General features: G+C 68.4%; 13 protein-coding genes. 8 read left to right on the top strand and 5 right to left on the bottom strand.

Translation table 11 applies throughout. The features are described from left to right. Positions 1 to 71 precede the first annotated feature (71 nt). Genes F1D05_RS24270 through F1D05_RS24265 form a run of 3 tightly spaced genes read left to right on the top strand, consistent with a single transcriptional unit; the run spans position 72 to position 2,681 of the window. Positions 72 to 548, top strand: a complete 477-nt coding sequence (locus tag F1D05_RS24270) for a hypothetical protein (protein WP_185442685.1) — start codon at positions 72 to 74, stop codon at positions 546 to 548. Continuing rightward, positions 545 to 1,279 (top strand): polysaccharide deacetylase family protein, encoded by a 735-nt coding sequence (locus F1D05_RS40755; protein WP_246485928.1) that lies wholly within the window; start codon positions 545 to 547, stop codon positions 1,277 to 1,279. Before F1D05_RS24270 ends, F1D05_RS40755 begins: the two co-directional genes overlap by 4 nt. After that, a complete protein-coding gene (locus F1D05_RS24265; protein WP_246485927.1) occupies positions 1,272 to 2,681 on the top strand; it encodes a glycosyltransferase in 1,410 nt (469 codons plus the stop codon). The genes F1D05_RS40755 and F1D05_RS24265 overlap by 8 nt, the downstream gene beginning before the upstream one ends. 6 nt (positions 2,682 to 2,687) lie before the next feature. Here the strand turns inward: F1D05_RS24265 and F1D05_RS24260 are convergent, their stop codons facing one another. Beyond that, positions 2,688 to 4,688, bottom strand: a complete 2,001-nt coding sequence (locus tag F1D05_RS24260) for a DUF1906 domain-containing protein (RefSeq protein WP_246485926.1) — start codon at positions 4,686 to 4,688, stop codon at positions 2,688 to 2,690. Positions 4,689 to 4,808: 120 nt separating this feature from the next. After that, entirely contained in the window at positions 4,809 to 5,543 is a 735-nt protein-coding gene (locus tag F1D05_RS24255; RefSeq protein ID WP_185442681.1) for a GAF and ANTAR domain-containing protein, read from the bottom strand. A gap of 157 nt (positions 5,544 to 5,700) precedes the next feature. On the opposite strand from F1D05_RS24255, the gene F1D05_RS24250 reads away from it, so the two are divergent. Then, the gene (locus F1D05_RS24250) at positions 5,701 to 6,495 is read left to right on the top strand and encodes a S1 family peptidase (protein ID WP_185442679.1); all 795 of its coding nucleotides are present in this window, start codon (positions 5,701 to 5,703) and stop codon (positions 6,493 to 6,495) included. Here the strand turns inward: F1D05_RS24250 and F1D05_RS24245 are convergent. Further along, the gene (locus F1D05_RS24245; protein ID WP_185449395.1) at positions 6,485 to 7,687 is read right to left on the bottom strand and encodes a hypothetical protein; all 1,203 of its coding nucleotides are present in this window, start codon (positions 7,685 to 7,687) and stop codon (positions 6,485 to 6,487) included. The two genes, F1D05_RS24250 and F1D05_RS24245, sit on opposite strands and share 11 nt — an antisense overlap. Continuing rightward, positions 7,671 to 8,720: a glycosyltransferase gene (locus tag F1D05_RS24240; RefSeq protein WP_185442677.1), complete on the bottom strand. Its 1,050-nt coding sequence runs from the start codon at positions 8,718 to 8,720 to the stop codon at positions 7,671 to 7,673. The genes F1D05_RS24245 and F1D05_RS24240 overlap by 17 nt, the downstream gene beginning before the upstream one ends. Positions 8,721 to 8,830: 110 nt before the next feature. Here F1D05_RS24240 and F1D05_RS24235 point away from each other — a divergent pair, with 110 nt between their 5' ends. The 3 genes from F1D05_RS24235 (at position 8,831) to aceB (ending at position 12,090) form a co-directional block, all read left to right on the top strand. Continuing rightward, entirely contained in the window at positions 8,831 to 9,391 is a 561-nt protein-coding gene (locus tag F1D05_RS24235; RefSeq protein ID WP_185442675.1) for a TetR/AcrR family transcriptional regulator, read from the top strand. After that, positions 9,388 to 10,251, top strand: a complete 864-nt coding sequence (locus F1D05_RS24230; RefSeq protein WP_185442674.1) for an LLM class F420-dependent oxidoreductase — start codon at positions 9,388 to 9,390, stop codon at positions 10,249 to 10,251. Before F1D05_RS24235 ends, F1D05_RS24230 begins: the two co-directional genes overlap by 4 nt. 267 nt (positions 10,252 to 10,518) lie before the next feature. Further along, complete coding sequence (aceB, locus tag F1D05_RS24225) at positions 10,519 to 12,090, top strand: malate synthase A (RefSeq protein WP_206685817.1); 1,572 nt, start codon at positions 10,519 to 10,521, stop codon at positions 12,088 to 12,090. Between the two features lie 18 nt (positions 12,091 to 12,108). Here aceB and F1D05_RS24220 read toward each other — a convergent pair whose 3' ends face one another. Next, entirely contained in the window at positions 12,109 to 12,480 is a 372-nt protein-coding gene (locus F1D05_RS24220) for a cupin domain-containing protein (protein WP_185442670.1), read from the bottom strand. A gap of 64 nt (positions 12,481 to 12,544) precedes the next feature. Here F1D05_RS24220 and F1D05_RS24215 point away from each other — a divergent pair, with 64 nt between their 5' ends. Next, positions 12,545 to 13,474 carry an aldo/keto reductase gene (locus F1D05_RS24215; RefSeq protein ID WP_185449394.1) on the top strand — a complete coding sequence of 310 codons (930 nt, stop codon included), beginning with the start codon at positions 12,545 to 12,547 and terminating at the stop codon, positions 13,472 to 13,474. Positions 13,475 to 13,479: the final 5 nt, after the last annotated feature.

Here is a 13,479-nt window from a genome sequence, read left to right as displayed (position 1 = left end):
AGGCCGGCCGCGGGGAACCCCTCAGCTGACGACTGCCTGACTTGGCAGTAACCGAGTATGATCCCGCGTTTGTGAAGTCGCCCTCCACCCGCAGTCCGGTATTCGTCGACTCGACCGGGCAGCGTCACCGCAGGATCCGTCGAACCGCGGTCTGGCTCGCCGTACCGGCGGTCGGCTATCTGGTGTTGCTGACCAGCAGCCTGCTGGGTGGGCCACGGGTGGACACACCTTTGATCCCACTGCCCGAGGCCGCCAAGCACCAGCCCGCGCCACGGGTCACGCCGGGGCCGATCCGGGCTGTGGAGACTCCTGAGCCCGGAGAGACCGCCCGGTCCTCCACCGAGCCGACGGCGGGGGACCACCCGACCCAGCCGCCCCCCGCCGGTCCGGCCTCGACACAGCCGACCACGACGGCGCAGCCCACCACGACGCCGCAGCCGACCAGCAGCGTCACGCCCACCATCACCCCCGGTCCGCCGGAGCAGACACCGGGGCACGGGAAGCCGACCGCGCCGCCCGGACGCACCAAGTCGCCGTCCAAGCCGTGAGCCGCCGAGTCGCCCGGCGGGCCCGTCAGGTCCCGCTGCGGACCCACTGGGTGATGCTCACCGTCCTCCTCGCCTGTCTGTCAGGCGCGCTGCTGTTGCACGGTTACACCCATCACTTGTACGGCACCACACCGGACGGCGAGGCGGTCGCCAAGGGTCCGCACAACGCAGTACCGGCAGCCGTCGCCAGAGGTGGCCCGGTGATCGATGCCGGCACCGGGGACGTCCGCTCGGTACGGCCGAAGGCCAGAACGATCGCGATCACGTTCGACGACGGGCCGGATCCCACCTGGACCCCGGAAGTGCTCGACCTGCTCCGCGCCCAGCACGTCAAGGCGACCTTCTTCGTGGTCGGCGCCGAGGTCGCCGCACACCCGGAGCTCGCTCGCCGAATCGTTGCTGAGGGCCACCAAATCGGTGTTCACACCTTCACCCACGCGAATCTGAGCACCGTGCCGGGCTGGCGGAGCTCCCTCGAGCTCCGGCAGAGCCAGCTGATTCTGGCCGGCGCCACCGGGGTCAGTACGCCACTGCTGCGACCGCCGTACTCGTCCGAACCCGACGCGCTGACCAATGCGGACTGGTCGTCGATCAAGCACGCCAGGGACGCGGGCTACCTGACCGTCCTGACCACGCAGGACAGCGAGGACTGGCGCCGGCCCCGGCACGGCCCGCGTGATCGCGAACTCGACACCGCGCGGCACCGCCGGGCAGGTGCTGCTGATGCATGATGCCGGCGGCGACCGGAGCCAGACCTTGGCGGCGTTGCAGAAACTGATCCCGGCTCTGAAGGCTCGCGGATTCCAGTTCGCCACGGTCAGCGATGCCGTCGGCCTGCCCCAGCCGGTGCATTCGGCAGGCGCCGTCGAGCGCGGCCGTGGGCTGGCCGTGATCGGGGCGATGCGGATGAGTGACGGCACACTCGACGTGATCACCTGGCTGCTGTACGTCGCCGGCGGGCTGAGCGTTCTCCGGGCGCTGACCACGGTGATCGCAGCCCGGCGGCATGCGCGCGAGAGGTACTGGTCGTGGGGCGATCCGGTGACTGAGCCGATCACCGTCATCGTGCCCGCCTACAACGAGAGCGCGGGGATCGAGGCGGCGGTCCGTTCGCTGGTCGCCTCGGATCACCCGATCGAGGTGATCGTCGTCGACGACGGATCGACGGACGGCACCGCGGAGCTGGTGGAGTCGCTGGGGCTGCCCGGCGTACGGGTGATCCGGCAGGCGAACGCGGGCAAGCCGGCCGCCCTGAACACCGGCCTGCAGGCGTCGTCGTACGAACTCGTGGTGATGGTGGACGGCGACACCGTGTTCGAGCCGGACGCGGTCCGGATGCTGGTACAACCGTTCGCCGATCCTTCGGTAGGAGCAGTGTCCGGCAACGCGAAGGTCGCCAACCGCGGTGGCCTGCTGGGCCGGTGGCAGCACATCGAGTACGTCGTCGGGTTCAATCTCGACCGGCGGCTGTTCGACCTGGCCGAGTGCATGCCAACCGTCCCCGGCGCCGTCGGCGGTTTCCGGCGGAGCGCGCTCGATCGCATCGGTGGACTGAGCGACGTCACCCTGGCCGAGGACACCGACCTGACGATGGCCCTGTGCCGGGATGGCTGGCGGGTCGTCTACGAGGAGCGCGCGCGAGCCTGGACCGAGGCACCTGCTTCGCTCGGCGCACTGTGGCGGCAGCGGTACCGCTGGTGCTACGGCACGCTGCAGGCGATGTGGAAGCACCGTGGCGCGCTGGTCCAAGGCGGCCAGGCCGGCAAGCTCGGCCGCCGGGGCCTGACCTACCTGCTGCTCTTCCAGGTTCTCCTGCCGTTGCTGGCCCCGGTGGTGGACGTGTTCGCCATCTACGGACTCGTCTTCCTGGACCCGGTCCGGGTCGGCCTGGTGTGGGCCGGGTTCCTGGCTCTGCAGTTCGGGATGGGTGTCTACGCGTTCTGGCTGGACAGAGAGAAGTGGGGACCGTTGTGGAGCCTGCCGCTGCAGCAGCTCGTCTACCGGCAGCTGATGTATCTCGTGGTCATTCAGTCGGTCTTCACCGCACTGGCAGGCTCGCGGCTCCGGTGGCAACGGATGGAGCGCTACGGCAGCCTCGGCGTTCCACCGAGGTCTGCCGGCGCTACTCCTTGATCCTTCTCAGCCGACTGTGAGCACCTTCGTGACGCTGACCGTGGTGGCGTGGTCGGCGTCGGCCAGCCAGACGGCGCGGTAGCTGAAGGTGCCGCGAGCGGTCGGCTTGACGCTGAACGCATAGTTACCGGTCGTGTTCAGTTTGGTGGTGGCCACGGTCGGCCAGCTGGTCCCGGTCAGCCGCTGCAGGTAGACAGTGGTGCCCGGGTGCTGGGGCCGCAGGTAGCCGTAGAACGCGGTGGCCGCGCCCAGCTTGATCGACGGGGAGCCGATGTTCGCCGTGATCGTCGGGCGAACCTCGACGGTGTAGTTGCCACTCCGTGAGCCCAGCATCGTGGACGAGCCGTTGTAGCCCCACACGTAGACAGTGGACACCGTCGGCTTGACCACTGCGCTGACCGAGCCATTGGCATCCGAGGTGGCCTTGGCGACCTCGACGAAGGTGGTGCCGTTCTTGGCCCGCGCATACAGCGACATCTGTACGCCGGGGAGCCCGGCCTTGGTGTCCACCCGGGTCACCCGGCTGTAGAGGGTTGCCGAGGCGCCGTACGCGATCGACGACGAGCTGGCGGCGACGGTCGAGCCGGTACCGGTCAGACGCAGGTCGATCGGCGGGCCGAACTTGCCGGTGCTGTCCTTCACCCAGGCGCGGAAGGCTTGGCTGGTCGCGTTGCCGAGTCCGGTTGCTGTCACACTGCTGGCTGTTCCCGCGTAGACCGCAGTTCCGACAGTCGGGAGTGCGGGCGGGGTCGTGCCGACATTGCGGCGTACTACGACCTGGCTGCCGGCCGGTGTTGGCCAGCGGAGGCTTGCGGACAGGTACGCGCCGGTGCCGGTGAAGCTGGTGAGTGCCGCGGGCGGCGGTGTGAGCTTGACCCAGTTCTTGTCGATGCTCATGGTGACGCCGTTGATCGTCTCTGACTGGTTACCGGCGTACTGATGCACGCGCTGGCTGTTCGTCCAGTAATTGTTGGAGATGTACTTGTCGTCGGTGATCACTTGCAGGTTGTTCCAGCGGGCGAACCAGAGGTTGTCCGGCCGGGTGTAGGCCGTGTCGTTGTACGCGGCGTTCAGATCGATGCCGCCAGAGGCAGCACCGACGTACGCGCCACCGAGGTAGCCGCGGCTGTTCAGCTCGATGGTCCAGCCGCTCAGGTAGGACAGTACGGACGCCTTGCACGCGGCGGTCGAGGGGTACGCCTCGATGTCGCTGTAGATCGCGCTGCGCTGGGTAAAGCCGAGGGCCTCGGCCGCGGTGATGGCATTGGCAGCTGCGGTGCGTCCCTGGCTGCGGGCAGTGGCCGGGTCTGCGGACATCTTGCTCGAGAAGGTGGTGCAGGGCGCCTGCATACCGACGTCGATCAGGAGGAACTGCCAGTTGGCGGAGTTCGCGGCCACCCAGTCCGGGGTGAGGTTCGGCTGCGCGCAGGCGCGCAGTCCGCCGCTGATGTAGATGCCGGCCGCCTTGTAGGCCGATCCGGCCCACGCGTTCATGGTGGTCTGGCTAGGGGCTGTGCAGGCGTCGAAGGCGGCGCCGGTGATCGCGCCGGTGGCGACTACGGAAGGCGCGGCGACTGCCTTGGGAGCCACCGCGGTACGGAACGACTTCGAGGTCACACGGGCAGTGCCGAGGACCTTGCGAGCCGACTGCTCGCCGCCAGGCGCGTAGTACGCGGTCGCCAGTACGCCGGCGTCCTGCGAGGCGACCTGGATCTCACCATCAGTGGAGCGCGCGGGCTTGGTCAGCGGCTCGAGAACGATTCCTTCACTGCGACCGGCCAGGTGCGCCGGGCAGTCGGCTTGCGACTTGCTGGTGCCCAGATACACAGCCGGGCGGTCGTACCGGACGCACGCGGTCGGGTCTTTCGCCAGGTCGACCACGGGCCAGCCGGCAGGCACGGTCACCTGGTATCCGCGGTACGACACCGTCTGGTCGCTGACCCCTTGAGCAGGAGTCACCCCGGTCGCAAGAACCACAACGGGCAGAACGAATTTCCACAACCTCACAAGAAAGCTCCTCATCGCGGCAAATCGGGCCGACGGTGAGTATTACAGAGAAGCTTTCTAAAGCGCTTGAGTATTACTGCTTATGGCAGCGGCCCAGGCTGAGGTCAGCCCGGTCGGGCCCTAGTGCTCGGCGTTCTCGTTGACCTGGGCGACCACGGCGTCGGCGATCTGACGGAGCTTGGTGTTGCTGGTCTGGGACAGCCGGACCAGGAAGGCGAAGGCGCGCTCCGAGTCGAGTTTGTAGCGCTCCATCAGAATCCCGACGGCCTGGCCGATCACGTTCCGGGTGGCGAGCGCCTCGGTCATCGTCCGGTCCTGCCGGGCCCAGCCCAGCGCGACCGCGATCTGGGCGGCGAACATGCTGCCGAGCTGGATCGAGTCCTGGTCGATCGCGCCCGGCTCACCGGCGTACAGGTTGAGCGCACCGCGTGCGTTCGGCTGCGCGGCCTCGAACTGGAAGGCGACCTGCGAGCCGAAGCCGAGGGCCGCCGCCTTCGGGCCGAAGTCCGGCCAGCGATTGTCGGTGGCGAGATCCTCGACCACGACGACCGGCTCCTCCAGCGCGGCGTCCAGGCAAGGCCCCTCGCCCAGTTCGTACTGGAGGGCGTCGGCGCGGCTCACCAGCGGACCGGTCGGCGCCAGCGTCTGGATCTCGCCGTCCCTGGTGGTGATCGAGATGCTCGCTTCCACGATGCCGGGGATGGTGTCGGCGGCACTGCGGGTGATCAACTCCAGCGTGCTGTCCAGGTCCATCGGTGCCTGCAGCGAGGCGGCCACTTCGGACATCGCCTCGGCGACCTCGAGGTGCAGCGCCTTCACCGGCTCGTCGAGCCGCACGGCCTCGGAATCAATCATGTTCGTCCCCTCCACATATGCCGCCCCCAGCCCCGGCAGCCTGCCCCCAGTCTGCCCCACCTGGCACCGGCCCATCCCATCCGGCGGACAATTTTCTCCCTGCCTTCCTCAGGACGACTTACCGCGATCGGGAGATCACCTGGAGTAGGTTCGGCGCATGTTCACTCGGGCAGCGGCGATCGCGGGCATACTGGTCCTTGTTTCGGCGGGCGCGGCAGCAGCAACCATGACCCAGGAACATCCGCTGATCATCGGCGGAACGCTGACGAGCACCTCCGAGGCGCCGTGGGCGATCGCGTTGACCAACACCACCTCCGCGACCGCGACCAATCGCTGGTGTGGTGGCGCGCTGGTCCGGGCGGACAAGATCATCACGGCGGCACATTGCATGACCAAACCGATCGGCACCTACACCGCGGTCCAGGGTCGTGCCGACCTGACCGATCGCAGGATCGGCCGAACCTCGAGGATCACCGGCAGCTGGATCCATCCGGGCTACAGCCGGACGAACAACCGGAACGACTTCGCGATCCTCACGCTGGCCAAGCCGATGACCGGCGTACCCGTGATCCGGTTGGAGACCAACCCGAAGGCCGACCGCAAGGGTGTCGTCCCGACGGTCTACGGCTGGGGCGACACCGCTGAGACCGGCCCTGACGACACCTTGCAGAAGCTGGCGGCCCCCGACCTCGGTGATGCCGTCTGCCTGGCGAACAAGGAGTACGTCGGTTACGGGTACGCCGCGAGCGCCAACGTCTGCGCCGGCTACCTGGACGGCACCGGTGACTCGTGCCAAGGCGACTCCGGCGGTCCGCTCGTCCTCAACGGCCGTCTCCTCGCCACCGTCTCCTGGGGCGAGGGCTGCGCCGAGCCCAACTATCCAGGGGTCTACGCCGAGATAGCCCCGAACGCCAAGCTCCTGCAAGCAGAGATCAGCCGAACTACCCTTTGAGCAGGGCCGCGAGGTTGTCGGGGGCGTAGTAGTCGGTGCTATCCGGGCAAATAGGTGCTACAGGCAACAGACTCGCGAGAGCCGAGGGCGAGTTGGCCAGTACTGCGTCGCCCCGGTCGACGACCGGTTGCAGGTACTCGTGGCCAGGCAGTTGCGCGACGACGGTGCGGCAGCCGAGCACCATGCCCTCGAAGAGCGCCGTCGTCGCGACGCCGACCTGGTAGCCGGCCGACGCGAGCAGCCCCAACGTGGACTCGCCCGGCCCGGAAGAGATCCGTACGCCGGATCGCGCCGAGTAGTCGGACGCATGCTCACTCGGGTGCGGCCGGAAGACGATCTCGTACTCCGGCCGCGCCTCCGCCAGCGAGGCAGCGAACTCGAAAAGCGACGGCCCGATCGTCCCCTGGGATAGGAAAACCACGCGCTGCGACTCCTTGGCCGCTAGCTCCGGATCCGACAGCGGCTGGATGAAAGGCGCACCTGCCACCGCCGTCGCCATCCCCGCGGGCAACTCGGCGACGTCGGTCCAGTACGACCCGAAACACCACAGCTCATCCGGTTGGTCCGCCACCGCGGGCCGTCCGGGATAGCTGTAGCCCAGGTGGAACGGCGAGATCGCACCGTGCTGCAGCTCGACCACCCGGATCCCGAGATCGCGAGCCGCGCCGACGATGTGCTGATGGAAGTAGGCGACCACGACGTACACGGTCTTGATCCCACGCCGCTTCAGCAACGTGCGATAGAGCGCCCGCAAGCGCAGGTGCTTCGGCACCTCGCGGGCGACCAGCGCCGCGATCGGGACCTTGACTCCGGTCAGGGCTTCCAGCGCGTCCGCGACCTTGCGGCTGCGCTCGTCCACGATCCGGCTTCGCACGGCGCCGGCCGCGGAGGTGAAGAAGTCGAGATTCGTACTCCGCGGCAACGGCGTCCCGTTGATGCCCGAGTCGAGCACGAGCGCCGACGAGCCCAACGCAGTACGGAGCCGGTCGGTGTAGATCTCGATTCCGCCCGGCTTGCGCGGATGCGGAACCACCAGCGAGTCGACGGATCCGCCTGCCAGGAAGGGATTCCGGGTGGCCACGCCGGTCACGTGCTTGCCGATCAGCCTGAGCTCGTCGGCCCGCGTACGGCGTACCGGGTGTGGCTCGCCGTGGATGCCGGAGCGCTTGCTCAGCTCATGGAAGACGCGCATCCGGATGATCGGCCACGGGTGCGCCTTCTGGATCCGCCAGCTCAGCAGCTCCAGCTCCCGCTCCACCTGCCAGATCGCCTGACACAGCGTCGCCACCGTCTGCTCGGTGCCGTTCCCGGTACTCGTCATGGTTGATCCCTACTATGCCCGCGAGGCTGCCGACGCCCGAGAAGAACCGGCGGACCGCCTTCAGCAGATAGGTCTTCCGGAAGGTCACCAGACCGCCGAGGCCGTAGACGAAGGCCGAGGCGATCCGCGCCAGAGCATAGGCCAGCACCCGCAGGTAGCTGACCGCGCCTGGCTGGATCAGCAGCCGGCTGATCGTGTCACCGCTGCCGGAGCGGAACGCGCGCCGGAACAGCCAGCGCAGCGTCGTCCGCGAAGCCGGCACGTCCTCTTGGATGCGGGCCTCCTCGCACCAGACGATCCGGTAGCCCGCTTGGTTGACCCGCAGGAAGAAGTGCAGGTCGCTCGAGCCGGTGTAGCGGAAGGCGGGGTGGAAGGCCGGCGTCACCGAGTGGTAGACGCGCTGGGCGACGAGGGTGTTGTTCGTGTATGCCTTGTTCAGCAGGTCGCCGGTCGCGTGCTTGCCCATCGAGGAGTGCACGTCGCTGTAGCGGTTCCAGGCCGGGGCGTCGGGGGGCAGGATCCCCTGCACCGGGCCGGTCACCACGTCGGCGCGGGTCTTCTCCCACGCGCCGAGCAAGGTCGCCAGCCAGCCGGGCGGGGCGACCTCGTCGTCGTCGACGAAGATCAGCGCGTCGTCGTCCCAGGCCAGCTGGACCGACTTCTCCCGGGCGAACGGGATCCCCGGCTCCGGCTCGATCGCCGTCTCGATCGGGTACTTCGCGTCGGCGGCAGCCGCGGCGATCACCTCGCCCGCCGAACCCTCGGCGTCGTTGTCGACCACGACGATCCGTACGGCGAAGCCGCTGTCCTCGGGCAGTTCCTGACTCATCAGGCTGTCCAGCAGGTCCTTCAGCAGGTCAGGTCGCCGGAAGGTGATGACGGCGATCGCGACGCTGATGCTCATGGCGACCGAGACTAGCGCTCCGGCGGCGGGGGAAGCTATTCGGTCAGCCCCCTTCGCGCCCTCCTGCGCGAAGCGGGTCGGCTGTACCTACGAGTGGGTACAGTTGCGAGGTGGAGACGGTCGAGCGGTTGATTCGGAGTACGCAGGAACTGCTTTGGGAGCGTGGGTACGTCGGTACGAGTCCGAAGGCGATCCAGATCGCCGCGGATGCCGGGCAGGGCAGCATGTATCACCACTTCAGCGGCAAGGCCGAGCTCGCCAAGGCTGCGATCGAGCGCTCCGGCGCCGAACTCAGAGCCGCCGCCGAGGAGCAGTTCGCCGACGGCACCTCGACCGAGCGGATCACCGGCTATCTGCGCCGCGAACGGGAGGTATTGAAGGGCTGCCGGATGGGCCGGCTCACCTCCGACCCGGATGTGATGGCAGATCCCGTCCTCCGGGCGCCGGTCGACGAGACCTTCCAGTGGATCCGGTCCCGGCTCGCCACGATTATTGCCGAGGGCAAGGAAAACGGCGAGTACCCGGCCGGCCTGGACGCCACGAGGACGGCTGCCACCATTGCCGCCGTACTGCAGGGTGGGTATGTTCTGGCCCGCGCGGCGAACTCGCAGGAGCCGTTCGACCTCGCGATCGAAGGACTCGTCGACCTGCTGACCGGAGTGACTTCATGAAGATCGGTGCGATCCTTCCGCAGCTCGAGATCGGCGCGGACCCGGCGGTACTCCGGCAGTGGGCGGGGACGATCGAGGCCGCGGGGTACAACCACATCCTCGCCTATGACCACGTGCTGGGCGCGAGCCCCGAGCACCGGCCGGGCTGGACCGGGTACACCGACAAGTCCTTGTTCCACGAGGTTTTCGTCCTCTTCGGCTACCTGGCCGCGATCACGTCCAGCGTCGAGCTGGTGACCGGCGTGCTGGTGTTGCCGCAACGCCAGACCGCGCTGGTCGCGAAGCAGGCGGCCCAGGTGGACCTGCTCAGCGGCGGGCGACTGCGCCTCGGCGTCGGCATCGGCTGGAACGAGGTCGAGTACCAGGCTCAGGGCGTGCCGTTCGAGAAACGCGGCGCGCGGCTGACCGAGCAGGTCGACCTGCTGCGCAAGCTGTGGGCGGAGCCGGTGATCTCGTACGACGGTGAGTTCCACCAGGTCGAGGAAGCCGGGCTCAACCCCCTGCCAGGGCGGAGGATCCCGATCTGGTTCGGTGGCGGCGCCGAGGCGGTACTGCGCCGTACGGGCGAGATCGGCGACGGCTGGCTACCGCAGCTCGCGCCCGACGACGAGGCTCGCGCCAAACTGGAACGCGTCCGCGAGTACGCCGTCGCAGCGGGCCGCGACCCGGCCGCGATCGGATTCGAGGCCCGCATCTCGCTGGGCAGCGTCCCGGAGAAAGACTGGGCGGCGTACGCCGAAGGCTGGCGCGAGCTCGGCGCCACCCACCTCGGCGTCAACACGATGGGCATGGGCCTCGCCAAGCCCGAGGACCACGCCACCGTACTACGTGACGTGCTGCCCGCCCTCCAAGCCGACTAGTACTAAGCCACAGTTCGTGGATGATGCCTTCCACCACGGAGGCCGCTCCGAAGCGGGACCTCACCAGAACTGGGGACCTTGAACAAGCAGTGGGGACCTCGGCCACGTTATTTCCTGTCCAAGGTCCCCACTTGGTGTCCACGGTCCCGGCTTCTGGACCGTTGCGCCGCCGCGCGGCCCGCCATGGCGTACGCGCTCGTGGCCGGCCAAGCGCCGCCGAGGCTGCGGGTAGCGTGTCGGGGACGGACAACGGGATGGAGGATCACGGTGGCGATCGAGATTGCCGGGCCGATGCTTGCGCGGTACGACGAGATCTTGACCGGGCAGGCGCTGGAGCTGATCGAGCGGTTGCACCGGGAGTTCGACGGGCGCCGGCTGGAACTGCTCGGGAAGCGCCGGGAGCGGGTCGCCGCGATCGCCGCCGGTGGATCGCTCGGGTTCCTGCCGGAAACTGCTGCCGTTCGCGAGGACCGTGACTGGCGGGTCGCGCCAGCCGCGCCAGGGCTGGTGGACCGGCGGGTGGAGATCACCGGGCCGACCGATCGGAAGATGACCGTCAACGCGCTCAACGCCGGCGCGAAGGTGTGGCTCGCCGACCAGGAGGACGCGAACACCCCGTTGTGGGAGAACGTGATCGGCGGCCAGCTCAACCTGCTCGACGCCGTCACCCGCAAGATCGACTTCAGCTCCGAGGCCGGCAAGCGGTACGAGCTGCGGCCCGATGACGAGCTGGCCACCATCGTGGTCCGGCCGCGCGGCTGGCACCTGCCGGAGAAGCACCTGCTGGTCGATGGGCAGCGGACGTCGGGGTCGTTGGTGGACTTCGCGCTCTACCTCGTCGCCTGCGGGCGGTTGCAGCTCGATCGCGGTCAGGGACCGTACTTCTACCTGCCCAAGATGGAGTCCCACCTCGAAGCGCGACTCTGGAACGACGTGTTCGTGGCGGCGCAGGAGTTCCTCGGGATGCCGCGCGGGACGATCCGGGCGACCGTGCTGATCGAGACGTACCCGGCCGCGTTCGAGATGGAAGAGATCCTGTACGAGCTTCGCGAGCACTCGGCCGGGTTGAACGCGGGTCGCTGGGACTTCATGTTCAGCGTCATCAAGACCTATCGGACGCGAGGTACGCAGTACCAGCTGCCCGATCGGAACTCGGTGACGATGACGGTGCCGTTCATGCGCGCCTATACCGAGCTGCTGGTGCGTACGTGCCACAAGCGTGGAGCGCACGCGATCGGTGGGATGGCGGCGTTCATCCCGAGCAAGGATCCGGCGGTGAACGAGCAGGCGTTCGCGAAGGTCGAGGCCGACAAGAGGCGGGAAGCGGGCGACGGGTTCGACGGCTCGTGGGTCGCCCATCCCGGCATGGTCGACACCTGTCGTGCGGTCTTCGACGAGGTCCTCGGCTCCGAGCCCAACCAGCTCGGCAAGCTCCGTGAGGACGTGCAGGTCAGCGCTGATCAGCTCTTGGATATCGGCGGCGCTCCCGGCGAGGTGACCGAGGCAGGGCTGCGAAGCAACGTGAGTGTGGCGATCCAGTACCTCGCGGCGTGGCTCGAAGGCACCGGCGCGGTCGGCATCTTCAACCTGATGGAGGATGCCGCGACGGCCGAGATCTCCCGGTCGCAGATCTGGCAGTGGCGCCACAACAAGGTCGTGCTCGACACCGGCTCGGTCGTCAGCACCGACCTGGTCACCCAGATCGCCGACGAGGAGATCGCCAAACTCGGCGACGACCCCACCCGCTACACGGCCGCCCGGGAAACCTTCCTCGACGTGGCCAACGCCGACGACTACACCGACTTCCTGACCCTCCCGGCGTACGAGCGCTTCCCCTGACCCGCGGCTTTGATCGGGTTACCGGTCGAAGTCGTCGACGTTGACGGTGGGGATGCCGCCACCGGCTCGGGCGATGACGGCGATGGATGGTTCGTCGCCGGGGTTGCTCTCGCGGTGGATGGTGAAGGCCGGGACGTGGATGAAGTCCCCGGCGACGGCATCCAGATAGCCGTCGCCGCCGTCGAACTCGAGCCGGAGGATGCCGGACACGACGTACAGGCTGGTCTCGTTGCGGTCGTGATGGTGCCAGCCGGAGATGGCACCGGGCTGCGTCTCGACCCGGCCGGCCCACAGGATCGGTAGCTCGAACGCCTTCCTCCGCAGCATCCCGCTGGTCGGATCGGAGGCGATCAGCTCGACCTCCCGGATCACACGAACAGGCTCAGTCATCTCCCCAGTCTGCCCCTGGTGGACCGAAACTGTCGGAGCGGAGTTCTAGCGTGCCGGTGTGGAGATGGTGGAGCTCGGGCGGACGGGGTTGCGGGTCAGTCGGCTGGGGTTGGGGCTCGCCTCGCTCGGTGGGATGTTCGCGGCCGTGCCGGAGAACCAGGCCGTCGCCACGATCGATCGGGCTTGGGAGGTCGGCATCCGGCTCTTCGACACGGCTCCGGTGTACGGGTACGGCCGCTCGGAGCAGCGGACCGGGCTGGCGCTTCGCGGGCGGCCTCGGTCCGAGTTCGTGCTCTGCAGCAAGGTCGGCCGCCTGATCGAGCCCGGCGGCCCGGACATCCAGCCGATCTGGGCCGAGCCGCCAGCCGGTCTCGGTCCACGCCTGGACTACTCGTACGCCGCGGTGCTGCGCTCGTTCGAGGAGAGCCTGAGCCGGATAGGGATCGACCGGATCGACATCCTGCACATCCACGACCCGGAGCTCGACTTCCCGACCGCCTCCACCGAGGCGTACCGCGCGCTGACCGAGCTCCGCGACCGCGGCACGATCGGCGCCCTCTCACTCGGCGTGAACCACGCGGACGTCGCGGCCCGATTCATCCGGGCGACCGGACGGGGACCAGACTGCATCCTGCTCGCGGGCCGCTACACCCTTCTCGACCAGTCCGGCGCGGACGAACTGCTGCCGCTGTGCCACAACCTCGGCATCCCGATCCTCGCCGCGGGCGTCTTCCAAGGCGGTGCGCTGGCTTACCCCACGCAGGCGCGAACCGAGCGACTTCGCGCCCTTTGCCGCCAGTACGGCGTACCGCTGCTGGCCGCCGCCGTTCAGTTCCCGCTGGCGCATCCAGCCGTGCCCGCGGTGGTGGTCGGGGCGAGAAGTCCGCGCGAGATCACGGAGGTGGCGCAGCTACTCGAGGTCGAGATCCCGGCAGACTTCTGGACGATCCTCGAGCGAGAGGGGCTGATCACGACGCGCGCTGGTGCTGGTTAGTCGGC

Origin of the sequence: Kribbella qitaiheensis, from assembly GCF_014217565.1 — a bacterium.
Classification (GTDB): Bacteria; Actinomycetota; Actinomycetes; order Propionibacteriales; family Kribbellaceae; genus Kribbella; species Kribbella qitaiheensis_A.
Note: the sequence above shows the minus strand (reverse complement) of the source record. Positions and strands in the feature narration are given on the sequence as shown.